The organism is Actinomadura violacea, from assembly GCF_017573465.1.
GTDB lineage: Bacteria > Actinomycetota > Actinomycetes > Streptosporangiales > Streptosporangiaceae > Spirillospora > Spirillospora violacea.
Genome location: NZ_JAGEPF010000061.1, coordinates 1 through 25,876, shown reverse-complemented (window position 1 = coordinate 25,876; position 25,876 = coordinate 1). Strand labels below are relative to the sequence as shown.

The 25,876-nt window shown below is 73.9% G+C and carries 21 protein-coding genes; 14 read left to right on the top strand and 7 right to left on the bottom strand.

Going from position 1 to position 25,876, the window contains the following annotated elements; translation table 11 throughout:
• Positions 1-112 precede the first annotated feature (112 nt).
• The 4 genes from J4709_RS52450 to pheT all read left to right on the top strand — a co-directional run bounded on the left by J4709_RS52450 (position 113) and on the right by pheT (position 5,570).
• The gene (locus tag J4709_RS52450) at positions 113-517 is read left to right on the top strand and encodes an STAS domain-containing protein (protein ID WP_208253032.1); all 405 of its coding nucleotides are present in this window, start codon (positions 113-115) and stop codon (positions 515-517) included.
• Between the two features lie 241 nt (positions 518-758).
• On the top strand, positions 759-1,850 hold the full coding sequence (locus J4709_RS52445) for a sensor histidine kinase (protein WP_208253031.1): 1,092 nt from the start codon (positions 759-761) through the stop codon (positions 1,848-1,850).
• A 133-nt stretch (positions 1,851-1,983) separates the two neighbouring features.
• On the top strand, positions 1,984-3,093 hold the full coding sequence (gene pheS, locus J4709_RS52440; RefSeq protein WP_208253030.1) for a phenylalanine--tRNA ligase subunit alpha: 1,110 nt from the start codon (positions 1,984-1,986) through the stop codon (positions 3,091-3,093).
• Positions 3,093-5,570 carry a phenylalanine--tRNA ligase subunit beta gene (gene pheT / locus J4709_RS52435; RefSeq protein ID WP_208253029.1) on the top strand — a complete coding sequence of 826 codons (2,478 nt, stop codon included), beginning with the start codon at positions 3,093-3,095 and terminating at the stop codon, positions 5,568-5,570. Before pheS ends, pheT begins: the two co-directional genes overlap by 1 nt.
• A 79-nt stretch (positions 5,571-5,649) precedes the next feature.
• Here the strand turns inward: pheT and J4709_RS52430 are convergent, their stop codons facing one another.
• The 4 genes from J4709_RS52430 to J4709_RS55335 all read right to left on the bottom strand — a co-directional run bounded on the left by J4709_RS52430 (position 5,650) and on the right by J4709_RS55335 (position 10,979).
• Complete coding sequence (locus J4709_RS52430; protein ID WP_208253028.1) at positions 5,650-6,444, bottom strand: ABC transporter permease; 795 nt, start codon at positions 6,442-6,444, stop codon at positions 5,650-5,652.
• Complete coding sequence (locus J4709_RS52425) at positions 6,441-7,214, bottom strand: ABC transporter permease (protein WP_208253027.1); 774 nt, start codon at positions 7,212-7,214, stop codon at positions 6,441-6,443. Before J4709_RS52425 ends, J4709_RS52430 begins: the two co-directional genes overlap by 4 nt.
• The gene (locus tag J4709_RS52420) at positions 7,211-8,158 is read right to left on the bottom strand and encodes an ABC transporter ATP-binding protein (protein ID WP_208253026.1); all 948 of its coding nucleotides are present in this window, start codon (positions 8,156-8,158) and stop codon (positions 7,211-7,213) included. The genes J4709_RS52425 and J4709_RS52420 overlap by 4 nt, the downstream gene beginning before the upstream one ends.
• A gap of 79 nt (positions 8,159-8,237) precedes the next feature.
• A complete protein-coding gene (locus J4709_RS55335; protein ID WP_208253025.1) occupies positions 8,238-10,979 on the bottom strand; it encodes an ATP-binding protein in 2,742 nt (913 codons plus the stop codon).
• 287 nt (positions 10,980-11,266) lie between these two features.
• Between J4709_RS55335 and J4709_RS52410 the strand changes: the two genes are divergently transcribed.
• A complete protein-coding gene (locus J4709_RS52410) occupies positions 11,267-12,883 on the top strand; it encodes an ABC-F family ATP-binding cassette domain-containing protein (RefSeq protein WP_208253024.1) in 1,617 nt (538 codons plus the stop codon).
• Between the two features lie 75 nt (positions 12,884-12,958).
• Here the strand turns inward: J4709_RS52410 and J4709_RS52405 are convergent, their stop codons facing one another.
• The 3 genes from J4709_RS52405 to J4709_RS52395 all read right to left on the bottom strand — a co-directional run bounded on the left by J4709_RS52405 (position 12,959) and on the right by J4709_RS52395 (position 15,502).
• Positions 12,959-13,798, bottom strand: coding sequence for an ABC transporter permease (locus J4709_RS52405; protein WP_208253023.1), 840 nt, complete (start codon positions 13,796-13,798; stop codon positions 12,959-12,961).
• A 241-nt stretch (positions 13,799-14,039) separates the two neighbouring features.
• On the bottom strand, positions 14,040-15,008 hold the full coding sequence (locus J4709_RS52400) for an ABC transporter ATP-binding protein (protein WP_208253022.1): 969 nt from the start codon (positions 15,006-15,008) through the stop codon (positions 14,040-14,042).
• The gene (locus J4709_RS52395; protein ID WP_208253021.1) at positions 15,005-15,502 is read right to left on the bottom strand and encodes a MarR family winged helix-turn-helix transcriptional regulator; all 498 of its coding nucleotides are present in this window, start codon (positions 15,500-15,502) and stop codon (positions 15,005-15,007) included. The genes J4709_RS52400 and J4709_RS52395 overlap by 4 nt, the downstream gene beginning before the upstream one ends.
• 246 nt (positions 15,503-15,748) lie before the next feature.
• Here J4709_RS52395 and argC point away from each other — a divergent pair, with 246 nt between their 5' ends.
• From argC to tyrS, 9 genes are all read left to right on the top strand, one after another.
• Positions 15,749-16,777 (top strand): N-acetyl-gamma-glutamyl-phosphate reductase, encoded by a 1,029-nt coding sequence (gene argC, locus J4709_RS52390; protein ID WP_208253020.1) that lies wholly within the window; start codon positions 15,749-15,751, stop codon positions 16,775-16,777.
• Positions 16,774-17,931: a bifunctional glutamate N-acetyltransferase/amino-acid acetyltransferase ArgJ gene (gene argJ, locus J4709_RS52385; RefSeq protein WP_208253019.1), complete on the top strand. Its 1,158-nt coding sequence runs from the start codon at positions 16,774-16,776 to the stop codon at positions 17,929-17,931. Before argC ends, argJ begins: the two co-directional genes overlap by 4 nt.
• Positions 17,932-17,954: 23 nt before the next feature.
• Entirely contained in the window at positions 17,955-18,869 is a 915-nt protein-coding gene (gene argB / locus J4709_RS52380) for an acetylglutamate kinase (protein ID WP_208253034.1), read from the top strand.
• Positions 18,866-20,068 (top strand): acetylornithine transaminase, encoded by a 1,203-nt coding sequence (locus tag J4709_RS52375; protein WP_208253018.1) that lies wholly within the window; start codon positions 18,866-18,868, stop codon positions 20,066-20,068. The genes argB and J4709_RS52375 overlap by 4 nt, the downstream gene beginning before the upstream one ends.
• A gap of 3 nt (positions 20,069-20,071) precedes the next feature.
• Positions 20,072-20,992, top strand: a complete 921-nt coding sequence (gene argF / locus J4709_RS52370; RefSeq protein ID WP_208253017.1) for an ornithine carbamoyltransferase — start codon at positions 20,072-20,074, stop codon at positions 20,990-20,992.
• An 8-nt stretch (positions 20,993-21,000) separates the two neighbouring features.
• On the top strand, positions 21,001-21,504 hold the full coding sequence (locus J4709_RS52365) for an arginine repressor (protein WP_208253033.1): 504 nt from the start codon (positions 21,001-21,003) through the stop codon (positions 21,502-21,504).
• A gap of 124 nt (positions 21,505-21,628) precedes the next feature.
• A complete protein-coding gene (gene argH / locus J4709_RS52360; RefSeq protein WP_208253016.1) occupies positions 21,629-23,041 on the top strand; it encodes an argininosuccinate lyase in 1,413 nt (470 codons plus the stop codon).
• A 171-nt stretch (positions 23,042-23,212) separates the two neighbouring features.
• On the top strand, positions 23,213-23,848 hold the full coding sequence (locus tag J4709_RS52355; RefSeq protein WP_208253015.1) for a DNA-3-methyladenine glycosylase: 636 nt from the start codon (positions 23,213-23,215) through the stop codon (positions 23,846-23,848).
• An 85-nt stretch (positions 23,849-23,933) separates the two neighbouring features.
• Entirely contained in the window at positions 23,934-25,211 is a 1,278-nt protein-coding gene (gene tyrS / locus J4709_RS52350; RefSeq protein WP_208253014.1) for a tyrosine--tRNA ligase, read from the top strand.
• Positions 25,212-25,876: the final 665 nt, after the last annotated feature.

The following is a 25,876-nucleotide window of genomic DNA, read 5'->3' as shown; positions in this document are numbered from 1 at the left end:
GTGTATTTTGACGGTGGCGGCGGCCGCCGAGATCAACACTAATCTTAACACCCTTGCCCTCAGCGACGCTCTTCCGACCTCGGCCGCGCGCGGCGACGGCGCCCCCGCCGCGGTGGCGCTCGACGCGACCGGCGCGTGGACGCCCGGACCGGTGGCGGGCCTGGCGGTCGAGGTCGCCGAGCGGCGGCCGGGGACCGGCGTCGTCACGGTGACCGGAGAGATCGACCTGCACACCGCGGACGGCCTGCGGGCCCGGCTGGTCAAGGCGCACGCGGCGGGGGCGCGCCGGCTGGTGCTGGACTTCGCCGCCGTCCCGTTCTGCGACGCGGCGGGCCTCGGCGCGCTCGTCGGCGCGCACAACGAGATCTCCGCGTCCGGCGGCGAGATCGTGCTGGCCGGCGTGCGGCCCGCCCAGCTGCGGCTGCTGCGCATCACCGGGCTGCACCGGCTGTTCGCGCTGCACGCGGACGTCGAGGCCGCGCTCGGCGGCCAGGACTCGCCCACCGGCTCCCGCTGAGCGGGCCGGGCCCGGCCCGCCGGTCCTGACCCTGTGGTCAGGACGCCGCGGCGGCGCCGGTCATGATCGTCCGGGTCCGTCCCGCGCGGGCCGGCACCGGGCGCGGCGAGGCCGCCGGACACACCCCCCGGCGGCTACAAATGCCTTGCCGCGGGGCCTTCTCCGGGTCCCGTAAGGGGCCCGACTGCGGATAGAGTCTCTTCTCGACAGGCCGCGCTCTACCGGTGTTCTGGAGGCCGCTGTGGGCGGAGAGGAACCCCCCGGCGTGGCCGCGCGCGCTCTCTCCGGGCCCGGCCCGGCCGACGACCTGCCAGACGGGCTGCTGGTCGCCGACCGCGACGCCCGCGTCGTGGTGTTCAACACAGCCGCCGAGCGGATGACCGGGATCGCCGCCGCGGCCGCGCTGGGCCGCGACTTCCGCGACGTCCTGCCGCTGCACGACGCCGAGGGCCGCGACTGGTGGAAGTGCTTGGCGCCCTACGACGGCCTGCCGACCCGCACCCGGCACCCCGAGCGGTCGCTGTTCCTGCCGGGCGGCACGGAGCTGCTGGTGACCGCCGGCTACCGGCGGGGCGACGGCGGCCGGGTCGAGCGGTTCTCGGTCTGCCTGCGCGACGCGCAGCGCCGCGCCCGCCAGGAGCGCGACCGCGCCGACCTGGTCTCCACGGTCGCGCACGAGCTGCGCTCCCCGCTGACCAGCGTCAAGGGCTTCACCGCGACGCTGCTGGCCAAGTGGCACCGCTTCAACGACGACCAGAAGCGCGTCATGCTGGAGACGGTCAACGCCGACGCCGACCGCGTCACCCGGCTGATCACCGAGCTGCTGGACGTGTCCCGGATCGAGGCGGGCCGGCTGGAGATGCGCCGCCAGGTCGTCGACCTGCCCGACGAGGTCCGCAAGGTGATCGCGGGCCGGGTCGCGGCCGGCGACGCCGAGGACCGGTTCCGCTTCGAGGTCCGCGGCGCGCTGCCGGAGATGTGGCTGGATCCCGACAAGATGGACCAGATTCTCGGCAACCTGGTGGAAAACGCGGTGCGGCACGGCGCCGGCACTGTCACGATCGTGGTGGAGCCGGACGCGCATAAGGAGGGGGCGGCCGTGTCGGTGCGCGACGAGGGCGAGGGCATACCGCCCGAGGCCGTCCAGCGCGTCTTCCGGCAGTTCTGGCGCGGCCCGGGCGGGAACCGCCGCGGCGGTACCGGGCTCGGCCTCTACATCGTGAAAGGCCTGGTCGAGGCGCACGGCGGCGCGATCACCGTGCGGCGGGCGCCCGGCGGCGGCGCCGAGTTCCGATTTACCGTGCCCGCCGGGGCCCCCGACCACGCGAGCTGAGCCCTCCGGGCGCGGCCCGCGGCCGCGGAGGGGCTCCGGGCGGGCCGCGCGTCACGCGCACGCTTTCCGGATGTTCACCGCCCGCGCACTAGACTGCGGGCGTCCCACGCCGACCGGAGTCGATCACACCACCATGTCTGCACCCAACAAGTCCTATGACCCCGTCGAGGTGTCCGCCTTGCAACCCGAGCAGCTCGATGCGGCCCGTGACGAGGCGCTCGCGGCGATCGCCGCGGCCGCCGACCTCGACGCCCTCAAGCAGGTCCGCCTGGCGCACGCCGGCGACCGCTCCCCGCTGGCCCTCGCCAACCGCGAGATCGGCGCGCTGCCGCCGGCCGCGCGCGCCGAGGCGGGCAAGCGCATCGGCGCCGCCCGCGGCGCGGTGTCCAAGGCGCTGAAGGAGCGCCAGGCCGTCCTGGAGGAGGAGCGCGACCAGCGGGTCCTCGTCGAGGAGACCGTCGACGTCACGCTGCCCTGGGACCGCGCGCCGCGCGGCGCCCGGCACCCGCTGACCACCATGCAGGAGCGGATGGCCGACGTCTTCGTCGCGATGGGCTTCGAGGTCTCCGAGGGCCCCGAGGTCGAGGCGGAGTGGTTCAACTTCGACGCGCTGAACTTCCTGCCCGACCACCCGGCCCGCACCATGCAGGACACCTTCTTCGTGGAGTCGGAGGAGTCCGGGCTGGTGATGCGCACGCACACCTCGCCGATGCAGATCAGGTCGCTGCTGTCGCGGCCGCTGCCGGTGTACGTGGTCGCGCCGGGCCGCACGTTCCGCACCGACGAGCTGGACGCGACGCACAGCCCGGTGTTCCACCAGCTGGAGGGCCTCGCCGTCGACGAGGGCCTGACCATGGCGGACCTGCGCGGCGGCATCGACGCCTTCGTCACCGGCATGTTCGGCGCGGGGCTGAAGACCCGGTTCCGGCCGTCGTACTTCCCGTTCACCGAGCCGTCGGCCGAGGTGGACATGCAGTGCTTCGTGTGCCGGGGCGCGTCCGCGGAGCCGGGCGGCGAGCCGTGCCGCACCTGCGGCTCGGAGGGCTGGATCGAGCTGGGCGGCTGCGGCATGGTCAACCCGCGGGTGCTGGTGGCCTGCGGCGTCGACGCCGACCGCTACAGCGGCTGGGCGTTCGGGCTGGGCGTCGAGCGGACGCTGATGTTCCGGCACGGCGTCGAGGACATGTACGACATGGTGGAGGGCGACGTCCGGTTCACCCTCCCGTTCGGGATGGAGATCTGATGCGGGCCCCGCTTTCCTGGGTGCGCGAGCACGTCGAGCTGCCGGCCGGCGTGACCGGCCGGGACCTGGCCGCGAAGCTGATCGCGGCGGGCCTGGAGGTCGAGACGGTCGAGCAGGCCGGCGCCGACATCTCCGGGCCCCTCGTGGTCGGCGAGGTCCTGGCGGTCGAGGAGCTGACCGGCTTCAAGAAGCCGATCCGCTACTGCCAGGTCGACGTCGGCGACGCCAACGGCACCGGCGAGCCGCAGAACATCGTCTGCGGCGCGACGAACTTCAAGGCCGGCGACCGCGTCGTGGTGATCCTGCCCGGCGGCGTGCTGCCCGGCGGGTTCCAGATCGGATCCCGCAAGACCTACGGCAAGTTGTCCGAGGGCATGATCTGCTCGGTCACCGAGCTCGGCATCGGCGACGACCACAGCGGCATCCTCGTGCTGCCGCCGGACACGCCGGTCGGCGCCGACGCCGTCGAGCTGCTCGGCATCCGCGACGACGTCCTCGACATCGCCGTCACGCCGGACCGCAGCTACGCGCTGTCGATCCGCGGCATCGCCCGGGAGGCCGCGACCGCCTACGGCGTCCCGTTCAAGGACCCGGCGGACGTGGAGCTGCCCGCGAAGAACGGCGAGGCCTACCCGGCGAGCATCGGCGACCCGACGGCGTGCGACCGGTTCGTCCTGCGGGAGGTGCGCGGCTTCGACCCGGACGCGCAGACCCCGATGTGGATGCAGGTGCGCCTGCACCGCGCGGGGATGCGGCCGGTGTCGCTGGCGGTCGACGTCACCAACTACCTGATGCTGGAGCTCGGGCAGCCGCTGCACGCGTTCGACCGGGCCAAGCTCACCGGCCCGATCGTGGTGCGGCGCGCCGCCAAGGGCGAGAGCCTGGAGACCCTCGACCACGTCGAGCGCAAGCTGGACCCCGAGGACATCCTGATCACCGACGAGTCGGGACCGATCTCGATGGCCGGCACGATGGGCGGCCTCGCGACGGAGATCGACGACCGGTCCGCCGACATGGTCATCGAGGCCGCGCACTTCGACGCGATCGGCACCGCCCGGATGAGCCGCCGCCACAGGCTGCACAGCGAGGCGTCCTACCGGTTCGAGCGCGGCGTCGACCGCGAGCTTCCGCTGTACGCGTCGTACCGCGCGGCGCGGATGCTGGCGGAGCTGGGCGGCGCGGAGATCGCGCCGGGCGTCACGCACGCCGAGGCGCCGGTCGCCGGCGTCACGATCACGATGCCGGCGGGGCACCCCGACAAGGTCGCGGGCGTGACCTACGGGCGCGACACGGTCGTGCGGCGGCTGGAGCAGGTCGGCTGCGCGGTCGAGGGGGGCGACGTCCTGACGGTGACGCCACCGTCGTGGCGGCCCGACCTCACCGACCCGAACGACCTCGCCGAGGAGGTCATCCGGCTCGAGGGCTACGAGGACATCCCGGCCCGCGCGCCGCGCCCGTCCGCCGGGCGGGGCCTGACGATCCAGCAGCGGCTGCGCCGCCGGGTCGGCCGCACCCTCGCGGGCGCCGGGTACGTGGAGGTGCTGGCGTTCCCGTTCGTCTCCGCGAAGGACTGGGACGACCTGCAGCTGCCCGCCGGCGACGCGCGCCGCCGCACCCTGCGGCTGGCGAACCCGCTGTCGGAGGAGGAGCCGCTGCTGCGCACCACGCTGCTGCCGGGCCTTCTGCGCACGCTCGCGCACAACGTCGGGCGGGGTTTCCCCGACACGGCGCTGTTCGAGCTGGGCGTGGTGTTCCGGCCGCGTCCGGACGCGCCGGAGCGGGCGCCGCGCCTCGCGGTGGACCGCGGCCCGACGGCCGAGGAGGTCGCGTCCGTCGAGGCGGCGCTGCCGGACCAGCCGCACCGGGTCGCGGTCGTGCTGTCCGGCGACCGCGAGCCGTCGGGCTGGTGGGGCGGCGGGCGTCCGGCGCTGTGGGCGGACGCGGTGCAGGCCGCGCGGATGGTGGCGGCCGAGGTCGGCGTGGAGCTGACGGTGAAGGCCGACCAGCACGCGCCGTGGCATCCGGGCCGCTGCGCCGCGCTGTACGCGGGCGACACGCTCGTCGGCCACGCCGGTGAGCTGCACCCGCGCGTCACCAAGGCGTACGGGCTGCCGGCCCGCAGCTGCGCGATGGAGCTGGAGCTGCGGCGGCTGGGCGAGCCGGTGACGGTCCGCGCGCCGCACGTGTCGACGTACCCGGTCGCGACGCAGGACGTCGCGCTGATCGTCGACTCCGGCGTGCCCGCCGCGGAGGTGGAGGCGGCGCTGCGCGACGGCGCGGGCGAGCTGCTGGAGGCGATCCGGCTGTTCGACGTGTACACCGGCGAGCAGGTGGGAGAGGGGCGCAAGTCCCTGGCCTACTCGCTGCGGTTCCGCGCCCCGGACCGCACGCTGACCGCCGAGGAGGCGTCGCAGGCCCGCGACGCCGCGGTCGCCGTCGCGGCCGACCGCACCGGCGCGGTGCTGCGCGGCGCCTGACTCGCGGCGCCTGAACTGCGGCGCCTGAACTGCGGGGACGTGCCCCGGGCCTGCGTGCGGGCCCGGGGCACGTCCGTGCTCAGCCGGCGTGGCCGAGGCTCCCGTCGCGGCGGCCCGCGGAGACGAGCCGCTCCATCGACAGCGCGGCCACCGCGTACCAGCCGGCCCCGACGAGCGCTTCGGCGCCGAGCAGCCGCAGGACGTGCCCGGGCGGAGCGCCGTCCAGGATCCCGCGCACGGCCTGGAGCCCGTGCACGACCGGCAGCACGTTCACCGCGATCCGCAGCGGCGCGGGCCAGACGGTGACGGGGACGTTCACGCCGCCGAACGTCATGACGATCCCGTAGGCGAGGTTCAGCACGAGCCACTCGACGCCGCGCGTCCGCAGCGCGACGCCCGCCAGCGCGCACCCGTACCCGTAGCTGCTGGCGAGGATCAGCAGGATGACCGGTGCCGCGTACGCGGCGCGCGGCCACGGCAGCGGTACACCCAGCACGGGCGGCAGCACGCACCAGGCGACGAGCGAGCTGGTCAGGCCGGTGACCGTCCACTGCAGGCCGCGGCCCAGGTACACCGGCAGATGCCCGGACGGTGTGATGGCCAGCAGCGGCAGCGTCCCGATCCGGCGCTCGCCCGCCAGCGAGATCACGACGATGGTGGCCTCCAGGCAGGCCAGCACGACGATGTTGCCGACGAGCACGTACCGCATGGTGGCGCCGTCGCCGACGTAGCGGCCGAGCAGGGCGTAGAAGGTGGCCTGGCACAGCAGCCGGACGAGCCAGCCGAACGTCCACGTCCGCCACGTGTAGACGGCGCTCATCTCGGCGAACCCGAGGATCAGCGACTCGCGGACGATGCGGAGCACGGACCTCACGAGAACCCCACCGTCCCCTCGCGCCGCGTGCGGTCGACGTACCGCCGCGTCAGCCACAGGCCGGCCGCCATCGACGCCGCGCTCAGTGCGAGGACGGCCAGGACCGCCCAGGGCCAGCCGCGGGTGTCGCCATGGACCGCGCCGCGGAGCAGGTCCGCGCTCCACGACAGGAACACGACCCGGCTGAAGGGGTGCAGCCAGCCCGGTAGAGCCGCGACCGGAACGAGGATCCCGCCGAGGATGTAGAAGGGGTAGCCGAGGGAGTTCTGCAGGACGTCCCGCGCGCGCGACACGACGAACACGGCGGACAGCAGCGTCGCCGTCCCGATCGCCGCGAGGCAGGTGACCGCGACCGCGATCGCGAACGTCCCCGGCTCGGCGACCGTCAGCGGGCGGCCGAACCCGAGGGCCGCGACCAGCCAGGACTCGGCGAACGCGGCGGTGCCCACGAGCACCACCGTCGCGACCCGCCCCGCCACGACCAGGCCGAACGGGACCGGTGCCGCGATCAGCGCGGCGAACCGGCCGGCCCAGCGGTCCTCGGTGACGATGCGGCCGGCGTAGTCGAGCGAGGCGACCCACAGCCCGATGAGGCCGGGCGCCAGGACGGCGTTCGCGACGACGTCCGCGCGGTGCGCCGCCAGCGTCAGCGCGAGCAGCGTCGTCGTCTGCATCGGCGCGATGAGCAGCACGAGCGCGTGCTCGGGGCTGCGCCGCGACAGCGCGGCCTGCAGCCGCACCGCCTGCCACAGGAGGCGGAGCGCGCTCATACCCGCATCCCCCGGTCGCCGATCGCCCGCAGGTACACCTCTTCGAGGGTCGGCCGGCCGCGCCGCGCGGTGAGGACGTCGCGGTCGAGGAGCCAGGCGAGGACGCGGCGGGTGGCGTCCCGGCCGGCGGTGTGGACGCGCAGCGCCCCGCCGTCGCGGTGCTCGACCCCGGTCACCCCGGGCAGCAGCTCCAGCGGCCCGGTGAGGGCGGGGCCGGGGTCGTCGAGGTCGACGCACTCGCCGTCGCCGAGGAACCGCCCGGCGCTGGCCGGGTCGCCGGTCAGCAGCATCCGGCCGCGGTCGATGAGGGTCACCCGGTCGCAGAGCGCCGCCGCCTCGTCCATGTCGTGGGTGGCGAGCAGGAACGTGCGGCCCTCCGCGCGCAGGTCGCGGACGAGCCCGCGGAACGCGGCGGCCGCGACGGGGTCGAGGCCGGACGTCGGCTCGTCCAGGAACAGCACGCGCGGCTCGTGCAGCAGCCCGCGGGCGAGGTGCAGCCGCTGCCGCATCCCGCGCGAGAACCCCTCGACGGGGTCGCCGGCCCGGTCGCCGAGCCCGACGCGTTCCAGCAGCGCGTCGGCGCGGGCGCGGGCCGTCCGGCCGTCGAGCCGGTACAGCGCGCCCCAGAACAGCAGGTTCCGGCGGGCGGTCAGCCGGTCGTACAGGCCGCGGTCGCCGCCGAGGACGAGCCCGACGAGCGACCGGACGGCCCCGGCGTCGGCGACGACGTCGCGGCCGAGGACGCGGGCCGTCCCGGCGGACGGCAGCAGCACGGTGGACAGGATCTCGACGAGGGTGGTCTTGCCGGCGCCGTTCGGCCCGAGCAGGCCGTGGATCTCGTTCTGCGCGACGGTGAGGGTCAGGTCGTCCAGGGCGACCACGGTGGCGCGGCGTCTGCGCGTGTAGGTGCGGCGCAGCCCGCGGGTGTGCACGGCGGGTTCCATGGCTTCGACCGTCGCCGTAAGGCACGGGCCCGGGCCATAAGGACGCGGCTCAGATCCGGCCGGCGCCGTCCTAGGCGCCTCAGGCGAGGCCGCGGTCGCGGGCGGCCGCCGCGGCCTCACCGCGTGACGCGGCGCCGAGCTTGGCGAGGATGTTGGACACGTGCACGCTGGCGGTCTTGGGGGAGATGACGAGCTCCTCGGCGATCTCCCGGTTGGAGCGCCCGCGCGCCAGCAGCCGCACCACCTCCGACTCGCGTGCGGTGAGCGGCCCTCCCGCCGGCCCGGCGAGCCCGGCGCGGCGGGCGCGCTCGGAGATCCGCCGTGCCAGCGGCGCGGCGCCGAGCCGCGCGGCGATCCCGGCGGCGCGTTCCAGCCGCGCCGCGGCGGCCGGCCGCTCGCCGCGCGCCAGGTCGGCGCAGGCCGCGTCGAAGAGGGCTTGCGCGAGCGGATAGGGCATGTCCAGCCGCTCCCAGGTGCCGACCACCGCGTCCCAGTCGGCGGGGCCGCCGGTCAGCGCGGTCACGGCGGCCCGGTGCGCCGCCGCCACGGGCGTCGCGGCGGGCGTGCGCGCGGCGAGGTCGGCGATTTCGGGCAGGAACGGGCCGCCGGCGCGCGCGGCGGCCTCCAGCAGCGGCCAGAGGAAGCAGGGCTGGACGGTGAGGCGCGGGTGGCGCAGCACGGCGCCCGCCGCGGCGCGGGCCGCGGGGCGGTCCTCCTCCGCCAGCCGCCACTCGATGATCGTCTGGGCGAGGGGCAGCGCGGTCTGCGGCGGGCCGCCGTCCAGCGGCACGGCGAGCGCCTCGGGGTCGGGGGCGGGCCCTTCGCCGCGCGCGGCCAGCAGCGCGGTCCGCCAGATCATCATCTGAAGGCGGAGGGCCGGGCCGCGGTGGCGGTCCAGCCACCGGGCGAGGACCTCGGCCGCCTCGTCCCAGCGGCCGAGCCGGTACAGCGCCTCCACCTGGTTGACGGCCGGCGCCACTCCCGCGCTGTGCGCGAGCCCCGCGTCCTCCGCCATGGCGAGCCCTTCGGCCGCCAGCGCCAGCGCCTCGGCGGGGCGGCCGGTGTTCAGCCTTCCGTGCGCCAGCGTGTTCAGCACCCGGACGCGCACCCCCAGGCTCAGCCCGTCGGGTTGGCTGCGGAGGCGTTCGAGCTCCGCCGGGTCGCCGTCGCCGTCGCGCGCCGCGGCGGCCGCCACGATGAACCGCAGGCCGCCGGTCGGCGGCGCCGGTTCGATCGCGCCGGCGAGCGCCAGGGCCTCGCGGCCGAGCCGCTCGCCCTCGTCCATCTCGCCGTGGACGAGCAGGCGGGAGGCCAGATGCGCGAGCTCTCGGACCCGGTCCGGTGGGGAGCCGGCGAGGCGAACGGCCTCGCGGAGGTCGTCCAGCTCGCCGCCGTGCCCCTGGAAGCCGCGCAGCGTCGCGCGGAGTGCGAGGAGGCGGGCCGTCCGGGCGGGGGAGCGGGCCGGGTCGGCGCCGTCCAGCGCCTGCTCCACGAGGGGCAGGCCGCGCGAGGGGTCGCCTACCGCGGCGGCCGTCTCCGCCGCGGCCTCCAGCAGCCGAGGGCGGGTGGTCCCGGTCAGCTCGGCGGCGTCCGGGACGTCGTCCCACAAGGCGAGGACGCGTTCCAGCAGCGCGAGCTGTTCGGCGTAGGCGGTCGCCGCATGCCGTTCCCCGGCGGCCCGCCATGCGGCGGCGAGCGCCTTGGCCCGGTCGCCGCACCCCTCCCAGTGGACGGCGAGGGCACCGGACGGGGCGTCGCTGAGCGCGGGCGTCCGCTCGATGGTCTCGGCGTACCGGCGGTGCAGGGCCGCCCGGTCGCCCGGCAGCAGGGCGCCGTGGACGGCGTCGCGGATGAGCGCGTGCCGGAACGCGTACCCGTCGCCGCCGGCGACGAGCAGGCCGTGCTCGACGGCGGGGCGCAGCGCCTCGCTCAGCTCGGCGTCCGGACGCCCGGTCACCGCGGCCAGCAGGTCGTGGCCGACCCGGTCGCCGGCGGCGCTCGCCGCCCGCAGCACCGCGCGGGAGTCCGCGGGGAGCCGGTCGGCGCGGGCGGTCAGCAGGTCGCGCAGCGTGCCGGGCAGGCGCTCGCCGGGGTGCGCGGCGAGCGTCTCGACGAACAGCGGGTTGCCGCCCCCGCGCGCGTGGACGTCGCGGACCGTCGCGTGGTCGGCGGCGCCGAGGATGCCGCGCACCTGCTCGGCGACCTCGGCGGCGGTCAGCGGCGGCAGGTCGAGCCGGGCGACGTGCGGGAGCCGGGCCGCCTCGGCGAACAGGGCGCGGGTCGACGGCTCCTCGGGACGGAACGTCACGACGAGCAGCACGCCGGGGCGGGGCGGGTTGCGGAGCAGGAAGGACAGCAGGTCGCGCGTCGAGGCGTCGGCCCAGTGCGCGTCCTCCACGACGAGGACGGCCGGTTCGCGGGCGCCGAGCCGTTCGGCGAGCGCGAGCACGTGCTCGAACAGCCGCATCTGTCCGGTGCCGTCGTCGGGCGGCGGTGCGGCGGCGCTCAGCGCGGGCATCAGCCGGGCCAGTTCCGGCAGGGCCGCCGCGGGCATCAGCGCGGTGACCGCGTCGCGGCCGAGCCGCCGCAGGATCGCGGTGAACGGGGCGTAGGGCAGGCTCGCGGCGCCGAGGTCGAGGCAGCCGCCGGTGAGGGCGCGCACGTCCCGGGTGAACTCCTCGATCAGGCGCGTCTTGCCGCCGCCGGCCTCGGCGGCGACGAGCACCGCCGCCGCCTCGCCGGCCCGGGCGCGGTCATGGGCGGCGCGCAGCGCGGCCAGCTCGGCGGTGCGGCCGGCGAACACCGGGCTGACGGGTCCCATGGGTTCAGCATGGCGGGACGGATCCCGGCGATCCACCGGAAATCTTATTAATGCTACTTGTGTCGCGTTAAGAATCCGGGTAGCGTGGACGCGTCACACCGTCGCCCGGCAGGGGAGTCCGTTGGAGTTCTGAGGTCCGGCACCGCGCAGCGGCTGTCCACCGGCCCGCGCACGACCTCAGCGGACTCTCGTTCCCGCCGGGCTTGCCCATGCCCGGCCGCCCGTCGCGCGTCCTCCGCGGTGCCTCCATGTGTCCGCAATCCGCTCGCCCGCCATGGAGGCCGCTCATGTCATTCGCCATCGTCTGCTCGGACCTGTCGTTCGCCTGGCCCGACGGCACCCCCGTCCTGGACGGCCTCGACGCCGCGTTCGGCACCGGCCGGACCGGCCTCGCCGGGGTCAACGGGTCCGGCAAGTCCACCCTGCTCAAGCTGATCGCCGGGGAGCTGCGCCCCGGAACCGGGACCGTGAGCGTCGAGGGCGAGGTCGGGTACCTGCCGCAGACCCTCGTCCTCGACGGCTCCGCGACGGTCGCGGACCTGCTCGGCATCGCCGCGGCCCGCGCCGCGCTGCACGCCATCGAGCGCGGGGAGGCCACCGAGGAGAACTTCGCCGCCGTCGGCGACGACTGGGACGTCGAGGAGCGCGCCCTCGCCGAGCTCGGCCGGCTCGGCCTCGGCAGGCTCGGCCTGGACCGGCCCGTCCGGACGCTGTCGGGCGGCGAGGCGGTCATGACCGGGCTCGCCGCGCTGTTCCTCGCCCGGCCCGACGTCCTGCTGCTGGACGAGCCGACCAACAACCTCGACCTGGACGCGCGCCGCCGCCTGTACGACGCGGTCGGGTCCTGGACGGGCGTGCTGGTCGTCGTCAGCCACGACCGGGAGCTGCTGGACCGGGTCGACGCCATCGCCGACCTGCGCGACGGCGCCGTCCGGTCGTTCGGCGGGAACCTGTCCGCCTACGAGGAGCTGCTCGCCGCCGAGAAGGAGGCCGCGGAACGGATGGTCCGCGTCGCCGAGACCGACCTGCGACGCCAGAAACGCGAACTGGAGGAGGCCCACGTCAAGCTCGCGCGCCGCAAGCGCTACGGGAACAAGATGTACGAGACCAAGCGGGAGCCGAGGGCCGTCATGAAGCAGCGGAAACGGGAGGCGCAGGTCTCGGCGGGCAAGCACCGCATCATGCACGAGGAGCGCCTCGCAGGTGCGCGCACGCGGCTCTCCGAAGCCGCGGACGCGGTGCGCGAGGACGCCGCGATCCGGATCGAGCTGCCCGCCACCCGCGTCCCGGCCGGCCGGACGGTCGTCGAGGTCACCGGGCTGCGCGCGCCCGAGCCGGCGCCGGGCACGCTGGCCGGGCTGCTCGTCCGGGGCCCGGAGCGGATCGCGCTGACCGGGCCGAACGGCTCGGGCAAGACGACGCTCCTGCGGGCGCTGACCGGCGAGCGCGTGCCGGAGGGGATGTCGGTGAGGATCGGCGTGGACGGCGTCCGGTACCTGCCGCAGCGCCTCGACGTCCTCGACGCCGGCCGCAGCGTCGTCGACAACGTGCGCGCGTTCGCGCCGTCGGCGACGCCGGCGCGGATCCGGCAGGGGCTGGCGCGGTTCCTGTTCCGGGGCGAGAGGGCCGACCGGCTCGCCGGGACGCTGTCGGGCGGCGAGCGGCTCCGCGCGGTGCTGGCGTCGCTGCTGCTCGCCGACCCGGTGCCGCAGTTGCTGCTGCTCGACGAGCCGACGAACGACCTCGACATGGCCAGTGCCGCGCAGCTCGGCCAGGCGCTCGCCGCCTACGAGGGCGCGCTGATCGTGGTCAGCCACGACCTGCCGTTCCTGCGGACGCTCGGCCTCACCCGCTGGCTGCGCACGGACCGCCGTACCGGCCTGGCCGAAGGAGAACCGATGTGACGCGGAAGGCCCCGTGATGCGGAAGGCCCCGCGCGGAACGTCCGCGCGGGGCCTCCCGGGCCGCAGGTCCGCCGGTCAGGTCAGGACGCGGCGGGTGAACGTGCGCGTCGCGGCCCACGTGAGCAGGGCCGTCCCGCCGACGATGGCCAGCAGGAACGCCCACACCGGCATGTGCGGGATGCCGGGCGTCAGGGCGCTGCGCAGCCCCTCGCTGACGTAGACGAGGGGGTTGAACAGGCTGAGGATCTGCAGCCACCGGATGTGGTCCAGCGCCGACCACGGGTAGTACACGCAGCCGAGCATCGTCATCGGCAGCAGCACCATCGCGAACAGCACCTGCACCTTCTGCGGGTTCAGCAGCGTGCCGAGCAGCAGCCCGCCGGACGCGGCCAGCAGCGACCCCGCCAGCATCACCACGACCAGCACCGGCCAGTTCCCCACGTGCACGTGCGGGGACTGGCCCTCGGCGTGGATGAGCAGCACCGCCGGGAACACCAGCAGCCCGCCGATCAGCCCCTGCACCGCCGCCGCGATGATCTTCTGCACGGCCAGCAGCGGGATCGGCACCGGTGCCAGCGCCCGGTCGGTGATGGACTTCTGCCAGTTCAGCTCCATCATCAGCGGGAAGATCACCGCCATCATCGCCTGCATGATGATGGACGAGCCGACCAGCCCCGGCACCAGGATCGTGGAGAACGTCGGCCCGCCGGGGCCGCCCGCCATCGCGCCGCCGCCGAGCTTGGGCAGCACGTAGGAGAACACGAACACGAACATCACCGGCTGCACCAGCACCCGGACGAACGTCGACAGGAAGTTCTTGCGCATCACCCGCGCCTCGCGCGCCATCATCGCGGCGAACGTGCGGGGGATCGTCGCCCGCGCCGGCGGCGGGGGCGTCAGGACCGTGGTACTCATCGAATTCCTCCGCTATCGCCACGCTTCGCTTTGGCGGCGATACGCTGCGTGTCGCTCGGGGGCTGAGGGATCAGCCGGTCGGGCCTACCGCCGGGCTGGCGGGATGTCACGTCTGTGGAGTTGGCGTAAGACCGGTGGGCAGCACTCTGTCCCTCGCCGTTCATTCGGGTCGGCTGCCGTCTGTGAAGCAGAAAGTTCAATCCGCGAGGGTTGAATCTCTCTGCTTCCGCAGGGAGAGAGGTCAATCGCGGTATTCCCTTCCGGTGAGGGCGAGGAACACGGTCTCCAGGCTGGGCCGCAGTTGGCTGGCGTCGGTGACACCGACGCCAGCCGCATTTCCCAGGGCGACGAGTTCCCCGAGAATGTCGCCGGGTTCGATGGCGAAGACACGGACCCGGCCCTCATTGACCTCGACCTTGCTGATGCCGGCGCGGTCGGCGAGCTTGTGGATCTGGTCGGGCGCGGGCGCGTCGTAGGCGACGGTGATGACGGTGTCGGCGCCCGCGGCGTTCTTCAGCTCGTCCACCGTCCCGGCGGCGAGGAGCCTGCCGTGGTCGACGACCGCGACCCGGTCGCAGAGCGCCTCGGCCTCCTCCATGTAGTGGGTGGTGAGCAGGATCGTCTGCCCGCCGGCCTGCAGGCCGCGCAGCACCTCCCACAGGTTGGTGCGGGTCTGCGGGTCGAGGCCGGCGGTCGGCTCGTCCAGGAACAGCACCTCGGGCCCGTGCATCAGGGCCCGGCAGATCATCACCCGCTTGGCCTGGCCGCCCGACATCTCGAACGGGTTGCCCTTGCGGTGCTCGGTGAGCCCGAACAGCTCCATCAGCTCGTCGGCGCGGCGCCGGGCGTCGCGCGCGCTCAGCCCGAAGAACCGGCCGCGGAACTCCAGGTTCTCGGCGGCGGTGAGGTCGCTGTCGAGGGTGTTGTTCTGCGACACCACGCCGATCCGGCGCTTGATCTCGACGGCGTCCTTCACCACGTCCAGGCCGGACACCCGGGCGGTGCCGCCGGTCGGGACGACCAGGGTGGTGAGCATGCCGATGGTGGTGGACTTGCCCGCGCCGTTCGGGCCGAGCAGCCCGAAGAACTCGCCGCGCGGGACGTCGAGGTCGATGCCCCGGACGGCGGGCACCTCCGGCCGCGGGCCGGCGGCGGGGTAGGTCTTCTTCAGCTCCACCGTCTGGACGGCGGGCTCGGGGGGTGCGCTCACGCGCGGTCTCCCTTCCCTTGCGTGCCCTCGGAGTAGGTCTCGAACTGCTTGATCAGGTTGAGCAGGAACCGGCGGACGGCCGCCTCGTCGCCCTCGTCGACGACGTTGTAGAGCTCGTGCAGGTCGGCGCCGATCGGGCCGGACTTCTCGGCGACCAGCCGGCGGCCCGAGTCGGTGATGCGCAGCATCACCCCGCGCCGGTCGCGGTGCGAGCGCTCGCGGACGACGTGGCCGTTGCGCTCCAGGGTGTCGACCACCGAGGTGACGGTGGCCGGCGTGACGAGCAGCCGCCGCGCGCATTCACCGGGGCGCAGGCCGTCCTCGATGACGAGCAGGCGGAGCAGGAAGAACCCCGCGGGGCTGATGCCGTGCCGCTCGACGATCCGCCAGACGACGGGACCCGACAGCCGGGTGGCGGCGGCGAAGAGCCGGCCGACCGGCCACTCCTCCATGGGGCCGAGGACCTTGAGGTCGCCGTAGCCGAGGTTCTCCATGGCGGCGATGTTAGAGCCCTGATGGTTGGGGGGCAAATCTTTAGACACCTAATTACTCTCCGGGCCATGAATGTCAATGTAGGTTGACATGCGGGGAGTGTCAACCAATGTTGACGATCTCGTGCGTGCCACACCTCCGCGCGGGTGCTGTGTCGCTCGTCTCAGATCGTGCTGACCATCTCTTCGACGTTGAATAGGTTTCCAGTTGCGTGCATACTCTTACTTGTTGCTTCCGAAGGAGTGGACATGGGAATCCGGACGGCGGTCGCCGGCGCCAGCGGTTACGCGGGCGGCGAGCTGCTGCGCATCCTGGCGGGACATCCAGAGTTCGAGATCGGCGCGCTCACGGCCGGGTCCAACGCGGGCACGGAACTGGGCGCGCACCAGCCGCATCTGCGATCCCTGGCCGGGCGCGTCCTGGAGGAGACCACCCCGGACGTCCTCGCCGGCCACGACGTGGTGTTCCTGGCCCTGCCGCACGGGCGGTCCGGCCCGCTCGCGGCCGAGCTCGGCGACGACGTGCTCGTCGTCGACTGCGGCGCCGACCACCGGCTCACCGACCCGGCGGCCTGGGACAGGTTCTACGGCACCCCGCACGCCGGCACCTGGCCCTACGGCCTCCCCGAGCTGCCCGGCCGGCGGGACGCCCTGCGCGCCGCCAAGCGGATCGCCGTCCCCGGCTGCTACCCGACCGCCGTCACCCTCGCGCTGTTCCCCGCGTTCGCCGCCGGGCTCGCCGAGCCCGACGTCGTCGTGGTCGCCGCGTCCGGCACCTCCGGCGCCGGCCGCGCCCTCAAGCCCCACCTGCTCGGCAGCGAGGTCATGGGCTCGGTCAGCGCGTACGCGGCCGGCGGCGCCCACCGGCACACCCCCGAGATGACGCAGAACCTCAGCGGCGTCGCCGGCGAGCCCGTCACCGTCTCGTTCACCCCGACGCTCGCCCCGATGAGCCGCGGCATCCTCGCGACCTGCACCGCCAAGGCCCGCCCCGGCGTCACCGCCGCGACGCTCCGCGCCGCCTACGGCGACGCCTACGCCGGCGAGCCGTTCCTCGGCCTGCTCCCCGAAGGCCAGTGGCCCGCCACCTCCATGACGCTCGGCGCGAACACCGCGCTCGTCCAGGTCGCCCTGGACGAGGCGGCCGGCCGCATCATCGCGGTCGCCGCCGTCGACAACCTCGCCAAGGGCACCGCGGGCGGCGCCGTCCAGAGCGCCAACCTCGCCCTCGGCCTGCCAGAAGAACTCGGGCTGACCACGATCGGAGTGTCCCCTTGAGCGTCACCGCCCCCCGGGGTTTCCGCGCCGCCGGCGTCGTCGCCGGGCTGAAGGACAGCGGCACCCGCGACCTCGCGCTCGTCGTCAACGACGGGCCGTCCCGCGCCGCCGCCGCCGTGTTCACCCGCAACCGCGTCAAGGCCGCGCCCGTCCTGTGGTCGGAGCAGGTCCTCAGGGGCGGCCGCGTCCGCGCGGTCGTGCTGAACTCCGGCGGCGCCAACGCCTGCACCGGCGCCCCCGGCTTCCAGGACACCCACGCCACCGCCGAGAAGGCCGCCGAGCTCCTCGTCGACTCCGCCGGCGAGATCGCGGTCTGCTCCACCGGCCTGATCGGCGAGCGGCTGCCGATGGACGCGCTGCTGCCCGGCATGGACAAGGCCGTCGCCGACCTGTCGCGCGGCGACGGCGGCCTCGCCGCCGCCGACGCGATCCGCACCACCGACACCGTCGCGAAGATCTCCTTCCGGCAGGGCGAGGGCGGCTACATGATCGGCGCGATGGCCAAGGGCGCCGGCATGCTCGCCCCGTCCCTGGCCACCATGTTGTGCGTCGTCACCACCGACGCCGACCTGCCCGCCGAGACCCTCGACCGGGCGCTGCGCGCCGCCACCCGCGTCACCTTCGACCGGCTCGACTCCGACGGCTGCATGTCCACCAACGACACCGTCCTGCTGATGGCGTCCGGCGCGACCGGGGTCGTCCCCGCCGAGGACGAGTTCACCGCGCTGCTCACCGAGGTGTGTGCCGACCTGAACCGGCAGCTCCTCGTGGACGCCGAGGGCGCGTCCAAGGCCATCACGATCGAGGTCGTCGGCGCCGCGTCCGAGGACGACGCCGTCACCGTCGGCCGCTCCATCGCCCGCAACAACCTGCTCAAGTGCGCCGTCCACGGCGAGGACCCCAACTGGGGCCGGGTGCTGTCGGCGATCGGCACCACCGACGCGGTGTTCGAGCCCGACCAGCTCAACGTCGCCATCAACGGGATCTGGGTGTGCCGGAACGGCTCGTTCGGCGACGACCGCGACAAGGTCGACATGCGCCCCCGCGACGTGACGATCACCGCCGACCTGTCGGCCGGCCCGCACAGCGCGACCGTCTGGACCAGCGACCTCACCGCCGACTACGTCCACGAGAACTCGGCGTACTCCACGTGAGCGCGATAACGAGCGGCGCGGAGATGCGCAAGAACCGCGCCGGCGTGATGGGCAAGGCCGAGACGTTGATCAAGGCGCTGCCGTGGCTGGAGCGCTTCCACGGCAAGACCGTCGTGATCAAGTACGGCGGGCACGCGATGACCGACGAGGCGCTGCGGCACCAGTTCGCCGAGGACATCGTGTTCCTGCGCTACGCCGGGCTGAAGCCGGTCATCGTGCACGGCGGCGGCCCGCAGATCAACGCCGCGCTGGAGCGCAACGGCATCGACTCGACGTTCACCGCCGGCCTGCGCGTCACCACCCCGGAGGCCATGGAGGTCGTCCGGATGGTGCTGACCGGGCAGGTGCAGCGCGACGTCGTCGGGCTGATCAACCGGCACGGGCCGTTCGCCGTCGGCATGTCCGGCGAGGACGCCAACCTGTTCACCGCCGAGCGCAAGCACGCGCTGGTCGACGGCGAGCGGGTCGACATCGGCCAGGTCGGCGAGATCGTCGAGGTGCAGGTCGGCGCCGTCCGGGCGCTGCTGGACGACGGCCGCGTCCCGGTCGTGTCGAGCGTCGCGCGCGGCGACGACGGCGAGGTGTACAACGTCAACGCCGACACGGCCGCCGCCGCCATCGCGGTGGCGCTGGACGCGGCGAAGCTGGTCGTGCTCACCGACGTGGAGGGCCTGTACGCCGACTGGCCCGACAGCGACGACGTCATCGACCGGCTGACCACCGACGAGCTGGCGGTGCTGCTGCCGGACCTGTCCGCCGGGATGGTGCCGAAGATGGAGGCGTGCCTGGCCGCCGTGCGCGGCGGCGTCCCGCAGGCGCACGTCCTGGACGGCCGCGTCCCGCACTCGCTGCTGCTGGAGATCTTCACCGACGAAGGGATCGGAACGATGGTGCTGCCCAGCCTCCCCGGCGTACCGGTCATGGAGGAAGCCCAATGAGCGCCGACGATCTGCGGAAGCGGTTCGAGGCCGCGTTCATGCCGAACTACGGCGTCCCGCCGGTCGCGCTGGCGCGCGGCGAGGGCTGCCGGGTGTGGGACGCCGACGGGCGCGAGTACCTCGACCTGATCGGCGGCATCGCGGTCAGCTCCCTCGGGCACGCCCATCCCGCGCTGGTCGAGGCCGTGTCGAAGCAGGCCGCGACCATCGCGCACACCTCGAACCTGTTCCTGAACGAGCCGGAGGTGCTGCTCGCCGAGCGGCTGCGCGGCCTGCTCGGCGGCGACGGCCGGGTGTTCCTCGCCAACTCCGGCACCGAGGCCAACGAGGCCGCGCTGAAGCTCGCGATCAAGTACGGCAAGACCAACGGCCGGACGTACTTCGTCGCGACGGAGAACGGGTTCCACGGCCGCAGCATGGGCGCGCTGTCGCTGACCGGGAAGAAGTCGATCCGGGAGCCGTTCGGGCCGTTCGCGCTCGACGTCCGGTTCGTCCCCTACGGTGACGCGGACGCGCTCAAGGCCGCCGTGGACGAGCAGTGCGCCGCCGTGTTCCTCGAGCCCACGCAGGGCGAGGCCGGCGTCGTCCCCCCGCCGGACGGGTACTTCACCGCCGCCCGCGAGATCTGCGACGCGACCGGCGCGCTGTTCGTCGCCGACGAGATCCAGTCCGCGATCGGCCGGACCGGCGCCTGGTTCGCGTTCCAGCACGAGAACGCGCGACCGGACGTCCTCACGCTCGCGAAGGGCCTCGGCGGCGGCCTGCCGATCGGCGCCTGCGTCGCGTTCGGCGAGCACGGCGAGATCTTCGCCAAGGGCGACCACGGCAGCACCTTCGGCGGCAACCCGGTGGCCGCCGCCGCCGCACTCGCCGTCCTCGACACCATCGAGAAGGACGGCCTGCTCGCCAACGCCGCCGAGGTCGGGGAGACCCTCGCCGCCGGCATCGCGGCGATCGACCACCCGCTGCTCAAGGGCGTCCGGGGCCGGGGCCTGTGGCGCGCCGCCGTCCTCACCGGCCCGCACGCGCCCGCCGTCGAGGCCGCCGCCCGCGACGCCGGCTTCCTCATCAACGCGCTCCAGCCGGACGCGCTGCGGCTCGCCCCGCCGCTGACCCTCACCGCGGAGCAGGCCCGCACCTTCACCTCCGCGTTCCCCTCGATCCTCGACGCCGCCGCGTCCGCCGTGAAGGAGAGCTGACCCATGGCCGTCAGGCACTTCCTGCGCGACGACGACCTCGCGCCCGCCGAGCAGGCCGAGGTCCTCGACCTCGCCGCGCAGGCCAAGAAGGACCGGTTCGCGCACCGGCCGCTGGAGGGCCCGCGCTCGGTCGCGGTGCTGTTCGACAAGCCGTCCACCCGGACCCGGCTGTCGTTCGCGGCCGGCATCGCCGAACTCGGCGGCAACGCCCTCGTCATGGACGCCGGCAACAGCCAGCTCGGCCGCGGCGAGACCATCGCCGACACCGCCCGCGTCCTCGAACGCCAGGTCGCCGCGATCGTCTGGCGGACCGCCGGGCAGGAGCGCATCGACGAGATGGCCGCCGGGACGGCCGTCCCCGTCGTCAACGCCCTCACCGACGAGTTCCACCCCTGCCAGATCCTCGCCGACCTGCAGACCGTCCGCGAGGCCAAGGGCGGGCTCGCCGGAGCGACCCTCGCCTACTTCGGCGACGGCGCCAACAACATGGCGCACTCCTACCTGCTCGGCTGCGCCACCGCCGGGATGCACGTCCGCGTCGCCGCACCGGCGTCCCTGCCGCCCGACCCGGCCATCGTGGCACGTGCCACCGAGATCGCCGCCGCGACCGGCGGCTCGGTGACCGTCACCGGCGACGCCGCGCAGGCCGCCGCAGGAGCCGACGTCCTCGCCACCGACACCTGGGTCTCGATGGGGGAGGAGGGCAAGGACACCGCGCTCTACGAGCCCTACCAGGTGAACGAGGACCTCCTCGCCCGCGCCGACTCCGAGGCGGTCGTCCTGCACTGCCTGCCCGCCTACCGCGGCAAGGAGATCACCGCCGGCGTCCTCGACGGCCCGCACAGCCGCGTGTGGGACGAGGCCGAGAACCGGCTGCACGCCCAGAAGGCGCTGCTGATCTGGCTCCTGGAGCGATCCCGGTGACCACCCCGATGACCAAGACCGCCCGCCAGTCCCGGGTGATCGACCTGCTGACCCGCCACCCCGTCCACTCGCAGGGCGAGCTCGCCAAGCTCCTGCAGGACGACGGCGTCGACGTCACCCAGGCCACCCTCTCCCGCGACCTGGTCGAGATCGGCGCCGTCAAGCTCCGCGCGGACGACGGCAGCCTCATCTACGCCGTCCCCGGCGAGGGCGGCGAGCGGATCCGGCGCGCCCGCACCGGCGCCGCCGAGACGTTCGCCGGCCGGCTCTCCCGGATCGCCGCGGAACTGCTCGTGTCCGCGGAGGCGTCGGCGAACCTGGTCATCGTCCGCACCCCGCCGGGCGCGGCGCAGTACCTGGCGTCGGCGATCGACCACGCCGAATGGCCGTCGATCCTCGGCACCGTCGCGGGCGACGACTCGATCCTCGTCATCGCCCGCGACCCCGACGGCGGCGACGCGGTCGCCGAGGCGCTCCTCAGGCTCACCGCCGGCCGGGAACGACGAGGCTAGCCCCGCCCGCCCCGCGGGCGGGGCCCGCCCCGCCGCGCCGGGACGCCTGACGCGCGCCCGGACTCCAGGGCATGGTGGGATGGCGGATACACCAACGCACAGCGCCGAGAAGAAGAGGAATTCCGTGACCAAGGCACCGACGCGACTGTGGGGCGGCCGGTTCGAAGGCGGCCCGTCGGACGCGCTCGCGCGGCTCTCGGTGAGCGTCCAGTTCGACTGGCGGCTCGCCCCGTACGACCTGATGGGCTCGCGCGCCCACGCCCGCGTCCTCAACCGGGCCGGGCTGCTCACCGACGACGAGCTCGAGCGCATGATCGGTGCCCTCGACGACCTCGAAACCGCCTGCCGGTCCGGGGAGTTCCGGCCCGCCGTCGCCGACGAGGACGTGCACACCGCCCTCGAGCGCGGCCTCCTCGAACGCCTCGGCGCCCTCGGCGGCAAGCTGCGCGCCGGCCGCAGCCGCAACGACCAGGTCGCCACCGACCTGCGCCTGTACCTGCGCGACCACGCCCGGCAGATCGTCTCCCGGCTCGTCGAGCTGGAGACCGCGCTCATCGCGCAGGCCGAGCACAACCTCGGCGTCGCCGCCCCCGGCATGACCCACCTGCAGCACGCCCAGCCCGTGCTGTTCTCGCACCAGCTGCTCGCGCACGTCCAGCCGCTCACCCGCGACATCGACCGGCTCCGCGACTGGGACAAGCGCGCCGCGGTCTCCCCGCTCGGCTCCGGTGCCCTCGCCGGCTCGTCGCTGCCGCTGGACCCGCAGGCCACCGCCGCCGAGCTCGGCTTCGACGCCGCCGCGCCCAACTCGATGGACGCCGTCGCCGACCGCGACTTCGTCGCCGAGTTCCTCTTCACCGCCGCGCTCGTCGGCGTGCACCTGTCGCGCCTCGGCGAGGAGATCTGCCTCTGGGCGTCGCAGGAGTTCCGCTGGATCGAGATGGACGACACCTACGCCACCGGGTCGTCGATCATGCCGCAGAAGAAGAACCCCGACGTCGCCGAGCTCGCGCGCGGCAAGGCCGGCCGCCTCATCGGCCACCTCGTCGGCCTGCTCACCACCCTCAAGGGCCTGCCGCTCACCTACAACCGCGACCTGCAGGAGGACAAGGAGGGCGCGTTCGACGCCGTCGAGACGCTGCTGCTCGTCCTGCACGCCATGTCCGGCCTGATCGCCACCATGCGGATCAACACCGAGCGGCTCGAGACCTCCGCTCCCGACGGCTTCGCGCTCGCCACCGACCTCGCCGAACTGCTCGTGCGGCGCGGCGTCGCGTTCCGCGACGCCCACGAGGTCGTCGGCCACCTCGTCGTCTGGTGCCAGGTCAACGACAAGGACTTCGACGACCTCACCGACGACGAGCTGGCCAAGGTGTCGCCGCACCTGACGCCCGACGTCCGCGAGGTCCTGAACGTCCAGGGCGCCCTCGCGTCCCGCAAGGCCTACGGCGGCACCGCGCCCGACCGCGTCCGCGAGCAGATCACCGCGCTGCGCGCCCAGGTCAACGACCACGCCTCCTGGGCCGCCGACGCCTGACCGGCGCCTGGAGCGGAGCGCTAGCGGAGCGGAAGGCGCCGGTCAGGCCGCTCTTGCCGGGGGGCGTGGGGGGTCGTCCCCCCACAGAGGTACTGGCCGGAGGCCGGGGCGGTCCGCGGCGCCCCCTAGGCTGGTCGACCGGCGGACCACCCCCTAGACCACGGTGAGGCGATGGACGGAGCGTTGCTGCCACGGGACTTCTTCGACCGGCCGGTGGACGAGGTGGCGCCCTCGCTGCTCGGGCATGTGATCACGCATCGCACGCCCGAGGGCGAGGTCGCCGCGCGGCTCACCGAGGTCGAGGCGTACGCCGGGCCCCTGGACCCCGCGTCGCACGCCTACCGGGGCAGGACCGACCGCAACGCCGTGATGTTCGGGCCGCCCGGGCACGTCTACGTGTACTTCACCTATGGCATGCACTTCTGCATGAACCTGGTCTGCGGCCCCGAGGGGACGTCCTCGGCGGTGCTGCTGCGCGCCGGTGAGATCATCGAGGGGGAGGACCTCGCCCGGGCCCGCCGGCCGAAGTCCACGGTCCGCGACCTGGCCCGCGGCCCCGCCCGGCTGTGCCAGGCGCTCGGGATCGTCCGGGACCAGAACGGGCTGGACGTGTGCACCCCCGGCGGGGAGATGACCGTCCTGCGCGGCGAGCCCGCCGACCCCGCGCTGATCCGCAGCGGGCCGCGGACCGGCGTCAACGGCGCCAAGGAGGTGCCGTGGCGGTTCTACGTCGACGGCGACCCGACCGTGTCGCCGTACCGGGCGCACGTCCCGCGCGTCCGGCGGAAGGCCGCGGGCCGGGCCTGACCTCCGAATATCGTTGGCGTGGGCTCCGGCCCATCGGGCAGTCTGGTGGAAAGAGCCGGACGGCAAGGCTGAGACGAGGGAGAACGTGACCGACATCCTGGACGACCTCGCGTGGCGCGACCTGATCGCGCAGTCCACTGACCTGGACGAGATGCGGGCGGTGCTCGCCGCGGGGCCGGTCACGCTGTATTGCGGGTTCGACCCGACGGCACCCTCGCTGCACCTCGGCAACCTCATCCAGATCCTCATGCTGCGGCGGTTCCAGAAGGCGGGGCACCGCCCGCTCGGCCTCGTCGGCGGCGCCACCGGCCTCATCGGCGACCCCAGCGGCAAGAGCGCCGAACGCGTGCTGAACTCCGAGGAGACCGTCGCCGGGTGGGTCGAGCGGATCCGCGGCCAGGTGTCGCGGTTCCTCGACTTCGGCGAAGGTCCCACCGGCGCCACCATGGTCAGCAACCTCGACTGGACCGGCCCCATGTCGGCCATCGAGTTCCTGCGCGACATCGGCAAGCACTTCCCGGTCAACCGGATGCTCGCCCGCGAGACCGTGAAGGCCCGTCTCGACACCACCGGGATGAGCTACACCGAGTTCAGCTACGTGCTCCTTCAGTCGATGGACTTCCTGGAGCTGTACCGCCGGCACGGATGCGTGCTGCAGACCGGCGGCAGCGACCAGTGGGGCAACCTGACCGCCGGCGTCGACCTCATCCGCCGCGTCGAGGGCGGCGCCGCGCACGCGCTGACGACGCCGCTGCTCACCAAGGCGGACGGGACGAAGTTCGGCAAGACCGCGGGCGGCGAGACGTACTGGCTGGACCCCGACCTGACCTCGCCGTACGCGTTCTACCAGTTCTGGATCAACGCCGACGACCGGGACGTGGAGAAGTTCCTCAAGGTCTTCAGCTTCCGCTCCCGGGAGGAGATCGAGGACCTGGTCAAGCAGGGCGCCGAGCGGCCCGCTGCCCGCGTGCCGCAGCGCGCCCTCGCCGAGGAGATGACCACGCTCGTCCACGGCGCGGACGAGACGGCCGCGGTCGTCGCGGCCTCCAAGGCCCTGTTCGGCCAGGGCGCACTGGAGGAGCTGGACGAGCGGACCCTCAGGTCCGCGCTGGCGGAGGTGCCGCGCGCGGAGGTCCCGCCGGGCGAGCTCCCGCCCGTGGTGGATCTTCTGGCGGCGTCCGGGCTGTGCAAGAGCAAGTCGGAGGCCCGGCGCACGATCACCCAGGGCGGCGTGTACCTGAACAACGCCAAGGTCGAGTCGGAGGACGCCGCGCCGGCGCCCGGTGACCTGCTGCACGGCCGCTTCCTCGTCCTGCGGCGGGGCAAGCGCAACGTCGGCGGCGTCGAGGTGACCGCGTCCTGAACCGCGCGCGACGAGCGCCCGTCCGGAGTCTTCCGGGCGGGCGCTCGTCATGCGGAAGGAAAAGTTCGGTAGACGCACGTCACAGTGCGGTCACGGGGAGCCGTCCCTAGGGCTTTCCAGGGCCAAAAAACGCCTTCTGACCTGCTTAAACGTCGGGCGGGCGATCGATTTGACGGTCCTCGCCCGGGGACCTAATGTTCTACACGCCCCACGGGGGAGCGGGACGCCGACAAGGCGGCCGGCCCCGGGGGAACCTCCACAGATCGGCTGAGACGGACTTGTCCGCGCCCAAAAGGGATGTTGAGGGCCCAACCGCCCAGAGTTTGACAAAGCGGGCGGATCGGGTAGGCTTGAAGGGTTGCCCCGGAGCGAGGGCCGCGGAAGCGGGTCTGGTGCGGTGGGTGTCCGTTTCTTGAGAACTCAACAGCGTGTTAAAAGCCAGTGCCTTTATTGGTTCGGCCGGCATGGCCGGACCAACCCCGTGGCCATCCTCGTTTTCGGGGGTGGTGGGGATTTCTTTGAGGCAATACGATCCTTCGGGATTGTTTGCTGGGATTTTCTTCTGAGGTTTGGCTGCTTCGGGGTTCGCCCCCCGGGTGGTCGTTTGGACCTTGATGGAGAGTTTGATCCTGGCTCAGGACGAACGCTGGCGGCGTGCTTAACAC